Origin of the sequence: Sedimentitalea sp. XS_ASV28 (assembly GCF_041224545.1) — a bacterium.
Lineage (GTDB): Bacteria > Pseudomonadota > Alphaproteobacteria > Rhodobacterales > Rhodobacteraceae > Sedimentitalea.
In genome coordinates this window covers 43,294-63,584 of record NZ_JBGFGP010000125.1, presented here as the reverse complement: position 1 = coordinate 63,584, position 20,291 = coordinate 43,294, and the positions used below count along the sequence as shown (strand labels likewise).

General features: G+C 61.3%; 18 protein-coding genes. 10 read left to right on the top strand and 8 right to left on the bottom strand.

What is annotated here, in order from left to right; genetic code table 11:
* Positions 1 to 76 precede the first annotated feature (76 nt).
* The 8 genes from AB9K34_RS10175 to fliF all read right to left on the bottom strand — a co-directional run bounded on the left by AB9K34_RS10175 (position 77) and on the right by fliF (position 10,269).
* Positions 77 to 1,123, bottom strand: a complete 1,047-nt coding sequence (locus tag AB9K34_RS10175; protein WP_369954312.1) for a TRAP transporter substrate-binding protein — start codon at positions 1,121 to 1,123, stop codon at positions 77 to 79.
* A 374-nt stretch (positions 1,124 to 1,497) separates the two neighbouring features.
* The gene (fdhF, locus tag AB9K34_RS10170; RefSeq protein ID WP_369954311.1) at positions 1,498 to 4,266 is read right to left on the bottom strand and encodes a formate dehydrogenase subunit alpha; all 2,769 of its coding nucleotides are present in this window, start codon (positions 4,264 to 4,266) and stop codon (positions 1,498 to 1,500) included.
* Between the two features lie 2 nt (positions 4,267 to 4,268).
* The gene (locus tag AB9K34_RS10165; protein ID WP_369954310.1) at positions 4,269 to 5,960 is read right to left on the bottom strand and encodes an NAD(P)H-dependent oxidoreductase subunit E; all 1,692 of its coding nucleotides are present in this window, start codon (positions 5,958 to 5,960) and stop codon (positions 4,269 to 4,271) included.
* An 85-nt stretch (positions 5,961 to 6,045) separates the two neighbouring features.
* Positions 6,046 to 6,924: a LysR family transcriptional regulator gene (locus AB9K34_RS10160; RefSeq protein WP_369954309.1), complete on the bottom strand. Its 879-nt coding sequence runs from the start codon at positions 6,922 to 6,924 to the stop codon at positions 6,046 to 6,048.
* Between the two features lie 97 nt (positions 6,925 to 7,021).
* A complete protein-coding gene (gene fliP / locus AB9K34_RS10155; protein ID WP_369954308.1) occupies positions 7,022 to 7,756 on the bottom strand; it encodes a flagellar type III secretion system pore protein FliP in 735 nt (244 codons plus the stop codon).
* Entirely contained in the window at positions 7,753 to 8,049 is a 297-nt protein-coding gene (locus AB9K34_RS10150; RefSeq protein ID WP_369954307.1) for a FliM/FliN family flagellar motor switch protein, read from the bottom strand. Before AB9K34_RS10150 ends, fliP begins: the two co-directional genes overlap by 4 nt.
* Positions 8,042 to 8,644, bottom strand: a complete 603-nt coding sequence (locus AB9K34_RS10145; protein WP_369954306.1) for an ABC transporter ATP-binding protein — start codon at positions 8,642 to 8,644, stop codon at positions 8,042 to 8,044. Before AB9K34_RS10145 ends, AB9K34_RS10150 begins: the two co-directional genes overlap by 8 nt.
* A complete protein-coding gene (fliF, locus tag AB9K34_RS10140; protein ID WP_369954305.1) occupies positions 8,641 to 10,269 on the bottom strand; it encodes a flagellar basal-body MS-ring/collar protein FliF in 1,629 nt (542 codons plus the stop codon). The genes AB9K34_RS10145 and fliF overlap by 4 nt, the downstream gene beginning before the upstream one ends.
* Positions 10,270 to 10,388: 119 nt before the next feature.
* Between fliF and fliL the strand changes: the two genes are divergently transcribed.
* The 10 genes from fliL (at position 10,389) to AB9K34_RS10090 (ending at position 20,281) form a co-directional block, all read left to right on the top strand.
* Positions 10,389 to 10,880, top strand: coding sequence for a flagellar basal body-associated protein FliL (gene fliL / locus AB9K34_RS10135; protein ID WP_369954304.1), 492 nt, complete (start codon positions 10,389 to 10,391; stop codon positions 10,878 to 10,880).
* Positions 10,881 to 10,889: 9 nt separating this feature from the next.
* Positions 10,890 to 11,276, top strand: a complete 387-nt coding sequence (locus AB9K34_RS10130) for a hypothetical protein (RefSeq protein ID WP_369954303.1) — start codon at positions 10,890 to 10,892, stop codon at positions 11,274 to 11,276.
* Between the two features lie 2 nt (positions 11,277 to 11,278).
* A complete protein-coding gene (locus tag AB9K34_RS10125; protein WP_369954302.1) occupies positions 11,279 to 11,878 on the top strand; it encodes a MotE family protein in 600 nt (199 codons plus the stop codon).
* 72 nt (positions 11,879 to 11,950) lie between these two features.
* Positions 11,951 to 12,820, top strand: a complete 870-nt coding sequence (gene motA, locus AB9K34_RS10120; protein ID WP_369954301.1) for a flagellar motor stator protein MotA — start codon at positions 11,951 to 11,953, stop codon at positions 12,818 to 12,820.
* Positions 12,817 to 15,048, top strand: a complete 2,232-nt coding sequence (locus AB9K34_RS10115) for a hypothetical protein (RefSeq protein WP_369954300.1) — start codon at positions 12,817 to 12,819, stop codon at positions 15,046 to 15,048. The genes motA and AB9K34_RS10115 overlap by 4 nt, the downstream gene beginning before the upstream one ends.
* 306 nt (positions 15,049 to 15,354) lie before the next feature.
* Complete coding sequence (locus AB9K34_RS10110) at positions 15,355 to 15,924, top strand: transglycosylase SLT domain-containing protein (RefSeq protein WP_369954299.1); 570 nt, start codon at positions 15,355 to 15,357, stop codon at positions 15,922 to 15,924.
* A 10-nt stretch (positions 15,925 to 15,934) separates the two neighbouring features.
* Positions 15,935 to 18,016 (top strand): flagellar biosynthesis protein FlhA, encoded by a 2,082-nt coding sequence (flhA, locus tag AB9K34_RS10105; RefSeq protein WP_369954298.1) that lies wholly within the window; start codon positions 15,935 to 15,937, stop codon positions 18,014 to 18,016.
* A complete protein-coding gene (locus tag AB9K34_RS10100; protein WP_369954297.1) occupies positions 18,013 to 18,786 on the top strand; it encodes a flagellar biosynthetic protein FliR in 774 nt (257 codons plus the stop codon). Before flhA ends, AB9K34_RS10100 begins: the two co-directional genes overlap by 4 nt.
* The gene (locus tag AB9K34_RS10095; RefSeq protein ID WP_369954296.1) at positions 18,783 to 19,874 is read left to right on the top strand and encodes a flagellar biosynthesis protein FlhB; all 1,092 of its coding nucleotides are present in this window, start codon (positions 18,783 to 18,785) and stop codon (positions 19,872 to 19,874) included. Before AB9K34_RS10100 ends, AB9K34_RS10095 begins: the two co-directional genes overlap by 4 nt.
* Positions 19,871 to 20,281 carry a hypothetical protein gene (locus AB9K34_RS10090; RefSeq protein ID WP_369954295.1) on the top strand — a complete coding sequence of 137 codons (411 nt, stop codon included), beginning with the start codon at positions 19,871 to 19,873 and terminating at the stop codon, positions 20,279 to 20,281. The genes AB9K34_RS10095 and AB9K34_RS10090 overlap by 4 nt, the downstream gene beginning before the upstream one ends.
* The last annotated feature ends 10 nt before the right edge of the window (positions 20,282 to 20,291 follow it).

The window sequence follows — 20,291 nt, the reverse complement described above, 5'->3', positions numbered from 1 at the left end:
CTACCCTGTCCGTCGTGGCGCAGTCCGGGGGCGCGGCACGTTTCGCGCAGCGCCCCCGTGTCCACTTTTTGACGGTTTATTCGGTGTACTGGTCGATCAGCGAGCGGGCTTCGTCGATCAGCGCCTGACCGTCGATTCCCTTGCTGTCCATGTCGGCGACCCATTGATCATAGATCGGTTGACTGGCTTCTTTCCAGACAGCGGTCTGCTCGGCATCCAGGGTGATGATATTGTTGCCCAGATCGACAGCGATCTGGCGGGCAGGACCATCCGCGTCGGCCTGGGTGCCGCCGGCAAAGACGGAAAATTCCAGGCCGGAATTGTCGTCGATCACCTTTTTCAGATCATCCGGAAGGCTCTCGTACTTGTCCTTGTTCATGGCGAGTACGAAGGGCAGCACATAGAGCGCATTACCGGTGAATTCGGTATGGTTCTTGACCAGTTCGGGCACCTTGAGCGCCGGAGTCACTTCCCAGGGAATGGTGGTGCCGTCGATCACCCCCTTGGACAGACCCTCGGGAATTGCCGGGACGGGCATGCCGACCGGGGTGGCGCCCAGTTCTGACAGCAGCGAATTGACCGACCGCGAACCGCCGCGGATTTTCATGCCGCGCAGGTCTTCGGGCGTGGTGATCGGCTCCTTGGTGTGAAACATTCCGGGGCCGTGAACCCAGGCGCCGAGAATATGCACGTCCTTGAAATCGGTGTCTTTCCAGTGCTTTTCGAACATCTCCCAATAGGCGCGGCTCGCGGCCCGCGCATTGGTCATCATGAACGGCAGCTCAAAGACCTCGGTACCGGGGAAGCGACCGGGCGTATAACCGACCACGGTCCAGACGATGTCGGCAACCCCATCGACCGCCTGGTCCATCAGCTCGGGCGGTCGGCCGCCCAATTGCATCGACGGGTAGCGGTCGATCTTGATGCGTCCGTCCGAATCGGCTTCGATCTTGTCGGCCCAGACATCCAGAATCAGCGTGGGCACGTTGGCCTGCGCCGGCAGGAACTGATGCAACTTCAGCGTGACCTCTTGCGCCGCCGCCGATGTCGCGGTCATACCGGTCGACATGGCAGCCACGGCAGCCGCGCCCGCCACGTTCAGCAGATTTCTCCGACTGATCATAATTTCTCTCCCTGTTTATATGTAATTTTCTTGTAAGACGATTTGGCCGTGAACGGCAATAACGAGGCCACAAGACAATTCAGCCAAACGCTTGATCTCTGTCACTTCGCGACTTCTGAAATCGTAAACCGACCGGCACGCCATCATTGTTTCGGATCGCGAAATTTACAAGGCGTCAGGAGCGCTTCCGCAACGCAAGAATATGTCTGCGACCGTCAAGCAGGGATGACAGAATACCAACGGCGGCGCTGCACATGGCGCCGCAGTGATACGCAGCCTGATCGAATCGAGCGCGTTGATGCGCCCCCGATCATATTCCGAGGTCCAAAAGGCCCCGTATGCCGCGCGATGGCGCGGCATACGGTCCTGTTTTGCTATTCCGCCGCCGTGCTGTGAGACGCGGGTATCGCGCTGACACGGCAGGCCGAGAACTTGAATTCGGGAATCTTGCCGTAGGGGTCGAGCTGCGGGTTGGTCAGGATGTTGGCGGCGGCCTCGACATAGGCGAAGGGCAGGAACACCATATCCGTGGCAACCGCGCGGTCGGCCCGTGCCATGATTTCGATGCGGCCACGACGGGTTTCAAGGCTGATCATGCCGCCCGGTTCGACGCCCAGCTTGCGCAGGGTTTGCGGATGAAGCGAGGCATTGGCCTCGGGTTCCGCCCAATCCAGCACGCTGGCGCGCCGTGTCATCGAGCCAGTGTGCCAATGCTCCAGCTGCCGTCCGGTGGTCAGGATCATCGGATAATCCGCGTCCGGAGTTTCTGCCGGCGCGATCACGCTGGCCGGGGTGAACCGCGCCCGCCCATCGGCGCGCGGGAAACCGTCGGCAAAGACGATGGGTTGACCGGGATCGTCCGGCGTCAGGCTCGGATAGGTGACCGCCGTCTTTTCCAGCCGCTCCCACGTGATGTTGTCAAGGCTCGGCATGTTGAGCGACATCTCTGCAAAAACCTCGCGCGGGTGGGTATAGGACCAGTTCAGCCCCAGACGCTGAGCCAGTTGCACGGTGATCCACCAGTCCTCCTTTGCCAGCCCGGGCGGCGGTACGGCGGGGCGACCCATCTGGACCTGTCGATTGGTGTTGGTCACGGTGCCGGTCTTTTCCGGCCAGGCCGAGGAGGGCAGGATCACATCGGCATAGTTCGCCGTCTCGGTCAGGAAGATATCCTGCACCACCAGATGATCGAGCTTGGCCAGCGCCGCGCGCGCATGTTCCGCATCAGGGTCGGACATGGCGGGGTTCTCGCCCAGGATATACATGCCCTTGATCTCATCCGCATGAATCGCATCCATGATTTCTACGACGGTCAGGCCCTTCTTGTTGGAGAAATCCCCGGAGCCCCAGACTTCGGTAAACGCCGAGCGCACGCCGTCATCCTCGACCGATTGGTAATCGGGCAGGAACATCGGGATCAAACCGGCGTCGCTGGCGCCCTGAACGTTGTTCTGGCCCCGCAGCGGATGCAGTCCGGCGCCGGGGCGGCCAACATGACCCGTCATCAGGGCCAGCGAAATCAGGCAACGGGAATTGTCGGTGCCGTGGATGTGCTGGGATACGCCCATGCCCCAGAAGATCATCGCCGACCTCGCCCCCGCAAAGGTGCGCGCGACATCCCGTATCACGTCGGGTTCAATCCCGCAGAGCGGCGCCATCTTTTCCGGCGTAAAGTCGGCAAGATGGTCTTTCATCGCGTCCCAGTTCTCGGTGAACCCGGCGATGTACTGCTCGTCATAGAGGTGTTCCTGCACGATCACGTTCATGATCGCGTTCAGCATGGCAACATCGGTTCCGGGCCGGAATTGCAGCATGTGAGACGCAAACCGCTTGAGCCCGACGCCGCGCGGGTCCATCACGATGAGCTTGCCGCCACGCTTGGCGAACTGTTTGAAATAGGTCGCGGCAACCGGGTGGTTTTCCAGCGGGTTGCAGCCGATGACGATTGCGGCATCGGCATTCTCGATTTCATTGAACGTCGCGGTGACGGCCCCCGAACCGACGTTTTCCAACAAGGCTGCAACCGAGCTGGCGTGGCAGAGACGGGTGCAATGGTCGACATTGTTGTGTCCGAAACCCTGCCGGATCAGCTTCTGAAACAGATAGGCTTCCTCGTTGGAGCATTTGGCGCTGCCAAAGCCCGCGATTTCGGTGCCGCGCCCCTTGAGCCCGTTTGCCGCAAAATCCAGCGCCTCTTCCCAAGTCGCCTCGCGAAAATGGGTCAACGGGTTCGCCGGGTCGACATTCAGCCCCTTGGCGGGGGCATCCTCGCGCCGGATCAACGGCTTGGTCAACCGATGCGGATGGTGGATATAGTCAAATCCAAACCGGCCCTTGACACACAGGCGATTCTCGTTGGCCGGGCCGTCAACCCCGTCCACCCATGCGATCTTGTCGTCGCGCACCTTGAAGGACAGCTGGCATCCGACGCCGCAGAACGGGCAGACGCTTTCGACTGCCCGGTCGATCTCGGCGCTGCTGCCGTGGCCGTGAATGTCCAGAACCGCCGCCGGCATCAACGCGCCGGTGGGGCAGGCCTGCACGCATTCGCCACAGGCGACACAGGTCGATTCTCCCATCGGGTCGCCAAAGTCGAAAACCGGATAGGCATCATGCCCGCGACCCGCCATCCCGATGACGTCATTGACCTGAACCTCGCGGCAGGCCCTGACACACAAACCACACTGGATACACGCGTCCAGGTTGACGTTCATCGCGACATGGCTGTTGTCGAGCAGCGGCACGCGGCTTTCTTCCAGTTTGGGGAACCGGCTCGTCTCGACGCCCTGCGCGGCCGCCATCTCCCAGAGATGGCTGGCGCGGTCATGAGCCTCGGCCTGCGCGGGCTGGTCGGTGACCAGCATCTCCATCACCATCTTGCGGGCCGACGTCGCGCGCGCGCTGTTGGTGGTGACGACCATGCCCTCGGACGGTTCGCGGATACAGGAAGCGGCGAGAACACGTTCGCCTTCGATCTCGACCATACAGGCGCGGCAGTTGCCGTCGGGGCGATAGCCGGGCGCGGGTTTGTGGCAGAGATGCGGAATTTTCAGGCCCCGGCCATTGGCAACGTCCCAGATGCTCATGCCCGGTTCGGCGCTGACCTCTTCGCCATCCAGCGTAAACGTGATTTTATTGGCCATGATCATACCTCGTCCGCAAAATGTTTCATCGTGAGCAGGATGGGATTGGGTGCTGCCTGTCCGAGACCACAGATGCTGGCATCGACCATCACCTTGCACAGATCCTCGAGCAGCGGTTGATCCCAGCTGTCGACCTGCATCAGTTTGACGGCCTTTTCACAGCCGACGCGGCAGGGCGTGCATTGGCCGCAGCTTTCGTCTTCAAAGAAGCGCAGCATGTTCAGCGCGGCATCCCGTGCCCGGTCCTGATCGGACAGGATCACGATCGCGGCAGAGCCGATAAAGCTGCCATGCGGTTGCAGCGTATCGAAATCCATCGGGATGTCGTTCATATGTGCGGGGAGCAATCCCGCGGATGGCCCGCCCGGTTGATAGGCCTTGAATTCATGGCCTTCGAGCATGCCGCCGCAGGCCTCGATGATGTCTGTGATGGTCGACCCGGCAGGCAGCAGATGCACGCCGGGATTGCGCACGCGGCCCGATACCGAATAGCTGCGCAGACCTTTTCTGCCGTTCCGCTCGGTCCCGCTCAGTACTTCGGGACCATCGCGGCAGACCCGCGTGACCCAATAGAGCGTTTCGATATTGTGCACGAGGGTCGGGCGATCAAAGATCCCGACCTGCGCCACATAGGGCGGACGGTGACGGGGCATGCCGCGCTTGCCCTCGATGCTCTCGATCATCGCGCTTTCTTCGCCGCAGATATAGGCACCGGCTCCGCGCCGCAGTTCGATATGGCCCGCAGCGACCAGCCCGGCGCGCTCCAGCGCGGCGATTTCACGGCGCAGAATTTCCAGAACTGCCGGATATTCGTCGCGCATGTAGATAAAGCAGGTTTCGGCCTCGACCGCCCAAGCTGCAATCAGCATCCCTTCCAGAAACAGATGCGGTGTCCGTTCCAGATAGTAACGATCCTTGAACGTTCCGGGCTCGCCTTCATCACCATTCACCGCCAGATAACGCGGTCCGGGTTCGGCGCGCACGAATGACCATTTCCGGCCCGAGGGGAAACCCGCCCCGCCCAGACCGCGCAGGCCCGAGGCCAGCAGCTTGTCCTGCACCTCATCCGGTGTCGCGCCGCCTTTGCGCAACGCGCGCAGCGCGTCATAGCCGCCGGCGTCACTATAGGCGTCGAATGTCTCGTAATCGGGAAGATGCGCGTGTGTGTCGTCCGCTTCAATTGCGGCCATCACCTTTTCGGGTGTCGCATGATCGATGTGGTTGTGTCCGATCTCAAGAACCGGCGCGGTGTCGCAACGGCCCATGCAGGGCGCACGCAAAACCCGGACCCGGGCCGGATCGAGCCCGTCTTCCAGTGCGGCGCGCAACTGCTGCGCGCCGGCAAGTTCGCAGGACAGGCTGTCGCAGACCCGGATCGTCAGGTCAGGTGGCGGTGCCTCGCCCTCCTTTACCACGTCGAAATGGGCATAGAACGTGGCGACCTCGTAGATCTCGGCCTGAGACAGGCGCATCACCTCGGCCAGAGCCCGCAAATGAGCGGCGGAAAGGTGGCCATATTCGTCCTGTATCAGGTGCAGATATTCGATGAGCAGGTCGCGCCGCACCGGAGCCTGCCCCAGCAGACGCCGCACATCTGCAAGCGCGCCATCTTCATACTGACGCCCCTTGGGGGTTCGTCGGCCCTTGCCTTTGCCGGATTTCCAGACGCCCGGCTTGGTATTCATAATCGTCATTGGCGACTCCCTGCTTTGGGCTTTGGTATCCCAAGGAGCCAATATTTGGTCAAATCGCGATTTTAGAATGCGCCATTTGCTTTGGTTATAATGAATTCTGCACGGCGCGCCGGAACGCCCGGATGATCGGCGTGTCCGGTTGCTGGTCCCGGATGGACAGGCCGATCGCCTGTGTGCGGAACGGTTCGACGAGATCCAGGCGCGTGGCCGTGCGGGCCGAGAAATAGGTTTCGGCGACGCCCTTCGGGGCGATGGTTGCCGCATTGCCGCTCACGACCTGCGCCAGCAACGCGGTAAAGCCGTTGGCTTCCATCACAATGTTCGGCGTCGCGCCGATCCGCTGAAATATCTCGTCGACGAACTTCCGGTTTCGCATGTCCGGCGTCAGCAGGCACAGGGGCAGCGCCGCCGCCTCGCTCCAGCGGGCCTGGCCCGCGGAACGGGGGGCCATATGCGCCGGGGCGATGAGCACGTAACTCTCGTTGTAGAGGGTTTCCGTATATTCGGGATCGGCCTCTTGCACATAGGTAAGGCCGGCGTCCAGCGTGTAATCATTGAGCCGCAACTCGATCTGGCGCGAGGATAGCGATTGCAGCTCCAGAGACAGTTCGGGATGTGCCTTGCGCAGATGTGCCGAGACGATGGCGGCAAAGGGCAGGGCCGTGGGCACGGTGCCGACCACCAGCTTGCCGCGCAGCGTGTTGCGCAGGAGGTCGATTTCCTGTCGCATGCCTTCCGCATCGTTCAGCAGGCGTCGCGCCCATTTCAGAACGACTTCGCCTTCGCGGGTAAAGCCGAGAAACTTGTTGCCCCGGCGTACGAGGGGGATGGCGAATTCATCTTCCATCTTGCGGATACGGGCCGAAAACGCGGGCTGGGATATTCCGCTTTCTTCCGCAGCATGGGAAAAATGTTTGTGCCGGGCCAGTGAAACCAACAGCTTCAGATCGCGTATTTCCGCCATGCCGTCCGACCAGGTCCTGATTTGCCGCCCAAAGGTATGCAAGGTCGCAGAAATGTGCCAGCGCAATTCTACCGTGGCGCATCGTCAGGGGAAGCGGTCAGGGGAAATAACTTCGGACCAACGCGCCTGCGATCAGGCTCCAGCCATCGGCCACGACGAAAAACGCCAGCTTGAACGGCAGGGAGACGATTGCGGGCGGGACCATCATCATCCCCATCGACATCAGGATCGCCGCCACGACGAGGTCGATGATGAGAAACGGCAGGAACACCAGAAACCCGACCTGGAAGGCGCGGGCGATCTCGGAAAGCAGGAAGCTGGGAACCAGCACCGAGAGCGGCGCGTCCGGCCCCGACCGGATCGTTTCCGCATCGGGGCGCAGTTCGGCCATGGCGATGAAGGTGTCCGGATCGACGCGGTCGGACATGAAGACACGGAACGGTTCGAGGCTGAGCGAAAACGCCGCTTCGACCTCGATCTGTTCGTCCAGCAGCGGGCGGATGCCGCTCTCCCACGCTTCGGTAAAAACCGGCTCCATAACGAAATAGGTAAGAAACAGCGCGAGACTGACAATCAGCATGTTCGGCGGCGATTGCTGAAGGCCGATGGCCTGTCTGAGGATCGCCAGTACCGTCACGATGAATGGAAAGCAGGTGATCATGATCGCCAGCCCCGGTGCGAGGCTGAGCACCGTAATCAGCAGGATCAACTGGATCGAGCGCGCCGAGATCGAGCCGCCATCGCCGAGCGATAGCGACAGCTCCTGTGCAAGCGCAGGCTGGGGCAGCGTCGCGACAACCGCGAGCAGCAGCCAGATCGGTGCGAACTTCATCCCAGCCCGCTCTGGAAATCGGCGATCTCGGTCAGGCGAACCGCAAGCTGGCCTGCATTGTCGCCGCCAAGCTCCTCCAACTGCCCCCGGGCCACCAGCCGGTCGCCGACAAAAAGCTCGACGGGGTCTTCGATGCGCCTGTCCAGGGTGAGAACAGCGTTCTCGCCAAGGCTGACAAGCTCTCGGATCAACGGTCTCGCCTTGCCGACCGATACCGTGATCTCAATCGGCACGGAGACAAACGGATTTGCTTGTCCATTCGCGTTGGAACGGGTTTCGGAAGCGTTATCCATACAGAGACTCCTCGGTCAGGGTGTGATAGAATGCGTCGACCGACTGGGTCAGCGATGCCAGCAATTGGGCGGTGTCGATCTCACGTTCGCTGTCGCCGATCCTTATCTGGATCTGACCCGGCCCGATCTCCGCGCTTTCGCGGATCGCGAGTTGCATCGCCAGATCCTTTTGCAGGATGGGTTTGAGCGCATCACCGGCGCCCGTGGGCACCACCAGCATGACCGGCTGTTCCACTTGCTCGCGCGCCAGATCGAGACACTGCTCGACGATCCGCGCGCCGACGCTTTCCTGCATCGCTTCTGGCAGTACTTTCTGCAACAGCGTCCGGAATACCGGCTCGATCGCCCTCGTCATTTGCGACAACGCTTCCTGATAGGTGAATGCGAAATCCTCCAGATTCTGTGCGAGGGCGGCAAGCGCACGGTGCTTGTCTTCGGACTGAACGCGAATGGCGTCGTCCCACCCCGCCGTGTACCCCTGTTCGAAAGAGGCGAGGCGCATATCCTCGATGGCGTCATCGCTCATTTCGGTAATCGGATCTTCGGGGCGGTCGATCATGCTGAAATCTTCCAAGAGATGTGCGATCGCCATCATGCTTTCTCCTCGCTTTCCTCAAGCCAACTGCGCAGGATTTCGACGGTTTCTTCCTGCCGCTCGCCGATCATCGACCGCAATCGTTCAACCGGAGAGGGCTCGTTTCCGGACAATGCGGGCAGCTTGCCTTCGGAGCCGGGCTGAGTTGCGGTCAGCGCGGCGGGCTGAAACCGATCTGCCGGGCTATCTGCGATCTCCCCGGTCAAGAGAGGCCCCTGATCCTGCGTGGTGGGCGTGTCGGATGCGGCGGGCGGCAGCGCCGCAAAATCGGTATCTGTCAGGCGTCGGCTATTGCTCAGGATCGGGCGCACCACAAAGAGCCCGAGCACCAGCGCGACCAGCGCCAGCGCCGCCACCTGAATCAGTGACATGATATCCAGATCGAGTCCCTGGAGCAGTCCGCCCGTGGCTGCGGTTCCCAGCGGCGCGGCGGTCGGCAGTTCCATTGATCGCAGCGTGATCACATCCCCGCGCGATTCATCAAAGCCAACCGCCGAAGCGACCAGATCACGCAACGCGCCGAGTTCCTCTTCGGCGCGCGGTGCGAATGTCGTGTTCCCGGCGTCGTCGATCACATCGAGCCCGTTGACCAGAACCGCAACCGTCAGGCGCCTGATGTCGCCGGGGCCACGCAGGATCTCGTGTTCGGTTTCGGATACTTCATAGTTGATGCGTTCGCGGGTCTCGCTGCCCTGTGCCTTGGAGCCTTCGCCGGCGGCACCATCTCCGTCCGGCAGGTTCGATGCGACGGTGACGTCGCCACCGGCGGCGTTTGTCGAGGAATCGGTGCGCTCTTCTGTCTCGGTGCTGATGGCAACGCGGCCTTCGGGATCGAACCGGCGTTCCCGGATCGATTCGGTCTGGGTGACCGTATCCACGCTGACCTCGACCACCGCGTTGCCCGCCCCGACACGTGCCTCGACCAGCCGCAGCACCCGGTCCCGCAACAGCAAGGCACGATCATCGGCGCTGTTGGGCGATGCATTGGTGTCCGCAGTGCCGATCAGCGTTCCGTTTGCATCGATGATCGCAACGTTTTCCACGGTGAGACCGGCAACCGCAGACGCCACCAGGAACCTGAGAGCATTTGCCTGGGCGACGGTCACCGCCGCGCCCGCCGGGACAAGAGACACCGACGCAGTGGGGTCGACGCTTCGCTGAAACGGTCCGGAGCCGCTATGCGCGATGTGCACGCGGGCCTGGGCCACATGTGGGCTGGCCACGATGGTGCGGGCGAGTTCACCTTCCTTGGCGCGCCAGTAGGCGGCATCGAACATCTGGGAGGTCGTGCCGAACCCGTTCAGCGAATCAAGCAGTTCATAGCCACGGCCACCATTGGCCGGCAGGCCTTCGCTTGCGAGGGTCATCCGCAATTCGTCGCGGTTTTCGGCCGGAACATAGATGGAACCGCCCCGCACCTCGTAGAGCGTGCCGCGCTGTTCGAGCGCGCGCACCACATCCCCGGCGGAGCCGTTCTCCAGCCCGGCATACAGCAATTTCATCGAAGGCGTTGCCGCCATGCGCGACATCACCACCAGCGTCACAATCAGTGCGACAGTGGCGAGTATCACCACAATCTGCTTGCGTCTGTCGAGTTCGGTCCAAATCGTTTTGATCTGCTGCACGATGTCCTCCGTGTCGCCGACGTTCTGCCAACGTTCCCTCCTGTTTGATCCATTGGCCTTAACAATCGGTTAGTTCCTGCACGGTTATGAAGACACCGTACGAAACGATAGGAATTGCCATGTCGGATGCCGTAGCGGAGGCACCGGAAACGCCGGTCAAATCAAAGAAACTTCCATTGATACTGGGTCTTGTTCTCGCGATTGCGGGCGCGGGAGGCGGATTTTACGTCAGTTCGTCAGGCCTGTTGTTCGGCAAGGAGGAATCGCACGACACCCATCCGCCCGCCGGCGAACCGGCCGAACCCCTGCCGGAAATCGCGTTCGTCGAAATCGAGCCGATCATGATTTCCCTCTCTGGAAACACATATGTGCGCCATTTGCGTTTCCGAAGCCAGCTGGAGGTGAACAGCGCCTATCGCGAGGATGTCGAACTGGTGCTGCCCAGGATCGTCGATGTCCTGAACAGCTATCTGCGGGCGTTGGATGTCACGGAATTTGAAGCGCCGCAGGCGTTGACCAAGCTTCGCGGTCAGATGCTGCGGCGGGTGCAGGTCGTGGCCGGGCAGGGCCGCGTGCGTGACCTTCTGGTCATGGAATTTGTGCTGAATTAGGAGGCAAAGTTGGAACTGGTTGCAGATATCTTTCTGGTTGCGGGCGCATTGGGAGCAGGGCTGTACTGTTTTGTTCTCGCGCGCCGGCTGAAGCGATTCAATGATCTGGAAAAGGGGGTCGGTGGCGCCGTTGCGGTGCTGTCCGCACAGGTTGACGATCTGAGCCAGACGCTTGCGCGCGCGCGTGACGCATCCGATGGATCGAACGCGGCTCTGGACGACCTGACCGGGCGCGCGGAAGCGGTCGCGGCGCGCCTGGAACTCATGATGGCCTCGATGCACGATCTTCCAGAGACGCCGGCCCCCGAAGCCGCGGCCGGGCAGGAGCACACCGAAACCGAACGTCCTGTCGGCCCGATATTCGTGCGCCACGAACGGAGTCAGCAGGGGGTGTGACAATGAAATTCAAGGCAAATCTGCCCCGTTTGCGTGGCGGTACGCTGGCGGTGATCGCGGTTATGCTCATCGGCTCGGCGCTGTTGCGTATTGGCTTGCAGGCGGGACCCGCGGTTGCCCGTGAATCACGGCCCGAGCAGGATCAGGAAATGTCTGCGGAACCGGAGACTGCGCGTGGCGGCACGCCGACCTCGGCAGAGTTGCAAACCCTGATCGATGCTCTTCGCGATCGTGAATACGCACTCGACACCCGCGAGGCGCAGATACAGGATCGCATGAAGGCGCTTGAGATCGCCGAAAAAGCTATCGAGCGGCGGCTTGAGGCGCTGATCGGTGCAGAGGAACGTCTGTCGGCCACGCTTGCGCTCGCAGACGGGGCGACGGAAGAAGACCTCGTTCGCCTCACCGATGTATATGAAAAGATGAAGCCGAAACAGGCGGCGGCGTTGTTCGAGACGATGGCCCCCGAATTCGCCGCCGGGTTTCTCGCGCGCATGCGGCCTGATGCTGCGGCAGATGTGATGGCTGGGCTGAGCCCGATGGCGGCCTATTCGATCAGCGTGGTGCTCGCCGGTCGCAATGCCTCCGTTCCCACGGAATGAACTCATCCGGTGAACGTTTGTTAAGGCAGGCACGGCAGACTGTCCAAAGCCCACGAAACACGGAGTCGCACTATGATTGGCATAATCGGTATTGTCACGATCTTTGGGATGGTGTTCGGTGGCTATCTTCTTGCCGGCGGCAAGATGGCGATCATACTCAAGACCTTGCCGTTCGAGATGATCATGATCGGCGGCGCCGCCATAGGCGCGTTCCTGATCAGCAATGACATGTCGGCGATCAAGCATACGGCCAAGGATGTCGCAAAGGTCTTCAAGGGACCGAAATGGAAGCCGCAGGATTACCGGGACCTGCTCTGCCTGTTGTTCGAACTGATCCGCATCGCCCGTCAGAACCCGGTCGAAGTGGAACAGCATATCGAAGACCCCGCGAGTTCATCGGTCTTCTCGAAATATCCGAAGATTCAGGCCGATGGAGAAGCGGTGAACCTGATCTGCGATACCATGCGTTCCGCGTCGATGAACTATGACGATCCGCATCAGGTCGAAGAGGTGCTCGACAAGCGCATGGAGGCCAACCTGCATCACGCGTTGCATTCCAGTCATGCATTGCAGACGGTTGCCGATGGATTGCCTGCACTGGGCATCGTGGCGGCCGTTCTCGGGGTGATCAAGACGATGGGTTCGATCGACCAGCCGCCCGAAGTTCTGGGCAAGCTGATCGGCGGTGCGCTGGTCGGGACGTTCCTTGGCGTCTTTCTGGCCTATGGCCTGGTCGGCCCGTTTGCCGCACGGGTCAAGACGGTGATCGAAGAGGACAACCATTTCTATCTCCTGATACGGGAGGTGCTTATCGCGAACCTTCATAATCATGCGGCGGCCATCTGCATCGAGGTCGGCCGACAGAACACGCCGGCCCATTGCCGCCCTGATTTCACCGATCTGGAGCAGGCGCTGAAGGCAGTGAAACAGGATGCGGCATGATGCGATTTGCCCTGATTTGTTTTCTCCTGTTCTTTGGGTCGGCTTCCCTGTCGGCGCAAACGGTGGTTGTTCGCTCGGGAGAACACGCAACATTTTCTCGTCTCGTGATGAAGATCGGAGAGGGTGCCGATTGGTCGGTCAGCAATCAGGGTCGCGAGGTCAAAGTCAATGTCGATCAACCGGACATCCGGTTCGATCTTGGTGGCGTATTCCAAAAGATTCCGCGGACACGGTTGCGCGAGGTCGCGCAGCGCGAGAGGGGTGGCCCTCTGGAACTGAGCCTCAATTGCAATTGCGCGGTTGAGGGGTTTTTACAGGCTGAAACCTATCTGGTGATTGACATACGCGATTCAACCGGCACCGAGTTTTACCTGAAACCGCGTTTGCAGCCGGTCGATCTCGCGGCCTACAGGTTTCAGCTTGATACAGGCGGCGCAACAACGGATGGGGGGCCAACTGTCGAGCGCCGGAAAGCGTCGCGCGGAGATTCACCCGTCGAGGCGCGACCCGGTGCCGGAAAATCCGATAAGATCATCTCCAAGACCCTGTCCGAGCAGAGACTGCTGGCGCAGATCGAACGGGCGGCGTCACAAGGTCTGCTCACACCTGTCACCCAATTCGCTGAGGAGGAAACAGAGATCGGCCTGCCTCCTCCCGAGCCGGTCGTCGCACCGGCAAAGGCAGAGATCAATATTGCCAGCACGACCGTCATTGACCGTGACCTCTCCGCGATCGCGAGCACCCTGGATCAGCTTGCCGGCGAAGCGACCTGTTTGCCAGATTCGGTTGTGGCTGTGCCAGATTGGGCAGATGAACGACCGTTTGCAGATCAGATTGGCGCGTTGCGCGCCGGATTATTTGGTGAATTTGATCAATTGGACGCCGAGACCGCTCAAGACCTTGCAAGAACCTATATCCATTTCGGTTTCGGCGCCGAGGCAGAGACGGTGCTGAGGTTTGTGCCGGATCCGTCTCCTGAATCGAACGCCCTTCGGGCGTTGGCGCGGATTGTGGACGGAAGCGCGATCGAGGGTGCGAACCCCTTCCTCGGGCAGTCCGGATGTTCGCAGGATTTCGCCTTGTGGTCGGCGCTGGCAGACCCCGCGCAGATGGACATGGCACACTCCGACGCCTTGCTGCGCGCTTTCGCGAATCTGCCGCGTCATCTGCGTCATCAATTGGGGCCGCGACTAAGCCGAAGCCTCAGCAAACTGGAGCACAACGAGCTTGCAGCCGCCCTGTTGCGGGAGATCGATCGCAGCAGCGGATCGACCGGGCCTTCCCACGATCTGGCCGAAGCTGAGGTGGAAAGCGCCACGGGCAAGACCGAAGCCGTGGTCGAAAAAATCGAAAAGGTGGTCGCGTCGGATTCCGAGGTTTCCCCGGAAGCGCTGATCAAATTGATCGACATGCACTATTTGGAGAAAAAGGCCCTGCGACCCGACATGCCGGAACTTGCAGCAAGCTACGCCGCCGAGCACCGTCAGGGGAAATGGGGAAGCGAACTGCGCAGGGTTCACGCGATGTCTCTCGCCCTCGCCGGTCGGTTCGAAGCGGCTTTCGAGGCGCTGGATGTCAGCGCAGAATTGGACGGCCCGGCCCTTGCCGCAGCGGCCTCACACCCTGTTCTCGAACTCTTGGCGCAAAATGCGGATGATGTAACGTTCCTGACATTTGCTTTGCCGCTGGCCGAGCCTTTTGATAGCAAGCTTCCAGCGTCTTTGGCGGCAAATTTGTCGGGTCGCTTGCTGGTTCTCGGATTTCCGCAACAGGCCCAGGCCATCATCGAGAAGGCAACGCCGCGAGGCATGTCCCGGGAAGATCGTCTGTTGCGCGCCAATATCGCTTTGGCGAACGGGTTGCCGCATCGCGCCATGATTGAAGTCCTGAACCTGACTGATCCCGAAGCCTCAGCGATCCTAGCGCGTGCGATGCAGGCGAACGGTGACTATGAAATGGCTGGCCAGGTGTTGCTTGACGCCGAGCGTCCGGAGAACGCCGCGCGCAATCTCTGGCTTGGTGATGCGTGGGATGAGCTGCCGCTGGCCGATGACCCGCGCTATCTGCGTCTGGCGGAACTTTCGACAAGGCTTGCGAAAGAAACCGAAGAGAATGACGAGACAGCACCGCTGGCCGGTGCGCGGTCGCTTCTGGACGATAGCGTCAGCGCTCGTTCGGAGATTGCCGAGATATTGTCCGAACTGGACGTTTCCGAGCCGAACGAATGATGCGGCATCTGACTTCGCTGGTCGTGCGAGAAATTACTGGTGCTTTCATTCGATAACGGAATCTCAATAAGCGCTGCCTAGCGTTGAAAGCGTGAAGAAACCACGCAGGGAAGGGGCAGAATGCCTGGAAACCCAAAGACACGCCTGTTCAGCGCGACCCGATTTTTGCGATTGCATCGTTCCTGCCGGTTCGCTTTGGCTTTGCTTGTAGCCCTGAGCCCCTGCGCTGGTGCGACCAGTGAAACTTCCGGGAATATCGCGCTGTTGTGTGATCGGGCAGCACAGATTGCCGCCAGGTCGCGCGATGTGCCATTTGATGTCTTGCAGGCGATCTCACGTGCCGAGACCGGACGTACCTCTGATGGGCGATTGGAGCCCTGGCCCTGGACGGTCAACATGGAGGGGGCCGGCAAATGGTTTGCGACGGAAGATGAGGCCCGAGCCTATGTGTTTCGCCATTTCAAGCGAGGTGCCCGGAGCTTTGATGTCGGCTGCTTTCAGGTGAATTACAAATGGCACGGTGCCGCATTCCGGTCGATTGATGAAATGTTCGATCCGGTGATGAATGCGGACTACGCGGCGAGATTCCTGCGCGAGCTTTTCGTTGAATTCGGCACATGGTCTGCGGCCGCCGGTGCATATCACTCACGAACGCGCAAACATGCGAAAACCTATGCTGCGCGGTTTGACAGGATTCGCGCCGAGACCGCGGGCGATCAGTTCCCCGTTGTCGCCGAGCAGGCCCCCGTCAGGACTCCATCATCTGTCTTTGCGAGTGGAGCGCCGGCCCCGTTGATAGCGGGCGGGGCCGCCAGGCTGGGCTCTCTGGTTCCGATGTCGGGACCGGGCGGACGCTCGTTCGTGCGAATAAACTAGAGTGGCCGTCATGCCGAGACTATCTACAAAGGACATTTTCAATCCGACGGTGCTGTTGGCCCTGGCGTTGATGGCGGTGATCGTCATGATGATCCTGCCGATGCCGGCCTGGGTTCTGGATGTCGGGCTGGCGGCGTCGTTCGCTCTCGCCATCCTGATCTTTACGGTGACGCTGTTCATCGAGCGGCCGCTCGATTTTTCCGCCTTTCCGACGATATTGCTCGCTTCGCTGATGTTGCGACTGTCGCTGAACGTGTCCTCGACCAAGCTGATCATCGGTCAGGGCCATACCGGTCCGAATGCAGCGGGGGACGTGATCGAGGGCTTCGCGCAGTTCATAATGGGGGGCAGTGTGTTTCTCGGACTGGTGGTGTTCGGTGTCCTGCTGATCGTGAACTTCATGGTGATCACCAAGGGGGCCGCGCGCATGGCCGAGGTTGGTGCCAGGTTCGCGCTCGATGGCATGCCGGGCAAGCAGCTTGCGATCGACAGCGATATGTCGGCGGGGGCGATCAACCACACCGAGGCACGCGAGCGGCGCGAGCGGGAACAGCAGGAAACCACCTTCTTCGGTTCGCTGGACGGCGCTTCGAAATTCGTGAAAGGTGACGCGATTGCCGGTCTGTTGATCACCTTGCTCAATCTCGTGATGGGCCTGGTCATGGGCGTTGTCGTGCATCAAATGCCGATCGGTTCGGCATTTGAAACCTACGCGATCCTGACGGTCGGCGATGGTCTCGTGTCGCAAATCCCGGCCGTGATCATCTCGATCGCATCCGCATTGCTGCTGGCGCGCGGTGGCAACCGGGGGGCGACCGATCTTGCCATGTTCGATCAACTTGGCAAGCATCCGGCCGCCCTGGCGACGGTTGCGGTGCTGATGGCGCTGTTCGCGCTCGTGCCCGGCCTGCCTTTTCTGCCGTTCATGGTGGGGGGCAGCATCCTCGGCTTTGCGGCCTACGCGATGCACCGGCGTGCCAGGGCGCGCGACATGCAGGAAGAGCCGGATGACAGCCCGCAACCCGCGCGCAAGGCATTGGGGGATGTGCTCGATCTTGACGATGTGCATCTGGAGTTCGCACCCGACCTTGTCAGCATGGTTCTTGACCCGGGGACTGGGCTCGACACGCGGATTGCAAATATGCGCACGCATGTGGCCACGGTTTTTGGCCTGATTCTGCCTGACATTCGCCTGACCGACCAGGCGGAACTGCCCGTCGGAACCTACGTGATCCGGGTTCAGGGGGTCGAGCAGGCGCGCGGCGCGCTGCATCCGGACCTAGTTCTGGCGCTCATGCCCGAGGATCAGCAATCCCTGCCAAAGGGAACCGATGTCACCGAGCCGGTCTATGGCGCACCCGCGCGATGGATCGCGCCCAGGGATCAGGAGGCCGCGGCGCTGGTCGGCGCCACCATCGTCAGCCCTCCGGAGATCCTCGCAACTCATCTTCTGGAGGTGATCAAGCAGAATTTCGCGCGCTTGTTGACGCTCAAATCGCTGCGGCGTCTGCTGAACGAAATGACGATGCTGTCCGATCCGGGGCGGGCCGAGGCAAACCGCAAGCTGCTGGACGAGATCATTCCGGACAAGGTGCCGATCGACACGTTGCATGCTGTGCTTCGTCTGTTGCTGGAGGAACGGGTTTCGATACGCAACATGCCGCTGATCCTCGAGTCGATTGCCGAGGCGCGGCTGAGCACGGCCCAGCCCGAAGCGATCTGCGAGCATGTGCGGCAACGCATGGGGTTTCAGCTGGTATCGGAGCTGAAGCGGGAGGATGGCAGCATTCCGCTCGTGCAACTGGCCCCGGAATGGGAGGATATGTTCCTGACGTATCAGGTTGAAACCAAGCAAGGGAGCCTTGATATCGCGCTGCCGCCGGAGTTGTTCAACAAGCTGGCCGATGGCGTGTCCGAACGGTTGAACCAGACATCGAACCAGGGCTTGTTCCCGGCCGTCGTCACGTCGACCCGGCGACGGCGGTTCCTGCGCACGATCCTGAAAGCGCGCGGGATCGCCAATCCCGTGCTGTCCTTCGAAGAGATCGGCCTCGAGGCGCGTCCGGCGCTGGTCGGAATGGTCGCGGCGTGATCGCCACGCTGAACGACGTGCTGCCGTTCCTGTCGGCGACGCTCTGGCATGGGATCGTGGTATTTCTGAGACTGTCGGCGATGGTCACCGTCATGCCGGCGTTTGGAGAAACCGCGGTGCCGATGAGGGTCAAGCTCGGGATCGCTATCGCGTTTACGCTGATCGTGATGCCCGCGGTGCCAATGCAATCGGCCCCTCCCGACCCGCTGATCCTGGCGCGGTTCACCTTGACCGAGGTCGTCGCCGGATTGGCGCTTGGCGTGGGTATCCGGTTGTTCGTGCTCGCCTTGCAAACCGCCGGGTCGATCGCCGCCCAATCGACCTCATTGTCGCAAATCCTCGGCGGGGCGGCGGTCGAGCCGATCCCGGCGATGGGTTATGTTCTGGTGGTCGGGGGGCTGGCGCTCGCGGTGATGGCGGGCCTGCATGTGCGTGCGGCCGAGTTGATGATCCGGTCTTACGAGATATTCCCGGCCGGAGGTTTCCCCTCTGCGCAGGATCTCTCGGCATGGGGCGTGGGCCGCATCGCGCAGGCATTTTCGCTCGCCTTCACGCTGGCGGCGCCGTTCGTCATCACCTCGGTGATTTACAACCTCACTTTGGGAGTCATCAATCGCGCGATGCCGCAATTGATGGTCGCCTTTGTCGGCGCCCCTGTCATCACGCTCGGCGGCATTTTCGTGCTGTTTCTCTGTGCGCCCATCCTGTTGTCGGTCTGGGTCGAGGCGTTGGTGATGTTCATGGCCGATCCGCTGGATGTCACGCGATGAGCGGCGCGCAGCAGGACGAGTCGGAAAAGTCACACGAGGCAACGCCTCAAAAGCTTCAGAAAGCACGGGAAAAGGGTGAGGTCGCAAAATCCAACGACCTGCTGGTGGCCGCGTCATATGCGGGTCTGCTGCTGACGGCGATGGCGGTGGGGGCCGGATCGCTGCACACGCTTGGTACGACTCTGATGGTATTGCTGGACCAGCCGGACCGCCTCGGGACGCTGATGTTGGAGGGGCCTGCCAGCGCCCCGGCAGGTGGATTGTTGCTGACGCTGGGCAGGGCGTTGACGCCCTGGTTCCTGATCCCCGCGTTGCTTGTGCTTCTGGCGGTTCTGGCACAGCGCGCCTTCGTGGTGGCGCCGACCCGCATCAAGCCCAAGCTATCGCGCATTTCGGTCATCTCGAACGCAAAGAACAAGTTCGGCCGGTCCGGTCTCTTCGAGTTCTTCAAGAGCTTCTGCAAGCTCGTGCTGTATTCGATCTGTCTTGGCCTTTTCCTCGACTGGCGCCTGACCGATATCGTCGCGATCACCGGCACAGGTGCGATGATCGCGGTGGCGCAGCTTTTGCGGCTGTGTGTCGAATTCCTGTTCCTGGTTCTGGTCATCGCCACCGCGATCGGCGGGATCGACGCGGTGTGGCAGCACAAGGAACACCTGCGCAAGAACATGATGTCGCGCAAGGAAATCACCGATGAATCCAAAGAGGCCGAAGGCGATCCGCACATGAAGCAACAACGTCGTCAGCGCGGTCAGGAAATCGCCATGAATCGGATGATGTCGGATGTCCCGACGGCGGATGTGGTGATCGTCAACCCGACGCATTACGCGGTTGCTCTCAGGTGGAGCCGGAAGCCCGGAGCCGCGCCAGTATGTGTGGCCAAGGGCGTGGACGAGGTTGCAGCCCGAATTCGGGAAACCGCGCAGGCGTCGAGCGTTCCGATCCATTCGGATCCCCCGACAGCGCGTGCGCTGCATGCGACTGTCGACCTGGGGCAGGAAATCCCCGAGGAGCATTACATGGCCGTCGCGGCGGCCATCCGGTTTGCCGAGCAGATGCGCCTGCGCGCGCGGAGAGGGATTGGATGAAACGGGACAAGCTTGTACAGATGTCGCGGGTCACCGAAGCGATGTACCTTGCGGAGTATCGCAAGGTTCAGACGGTCTTGCAGGAAGAGGCGCGGATACGCGGCGCGCTTGCGCAACTCAGGGAACAGGCCGACACCGGACGTGCGGCGCTGGCCGGCGACATGCCGATGCAAACCATCGGTGCCGACCTGCTCTGGCAGGCCTGGCTCGAGCGCAGCCGCAAACAACTCAATATCGAATTGTCGCAGGTGCTTGCCCGCAAGTCGGTGGTGATGGATCGCGTGCGCCAGGCCTTCGGGCGGCGCAATGCCGTGCAGCAGATGCAGGGCAAGGCGGTGGCTGACCACCGCGCCGAACGGCGCAAGACGCAGCTTGAGCGGTTGCTGCAAGATCACCGTAACGGCTGAGGTCAGCGCC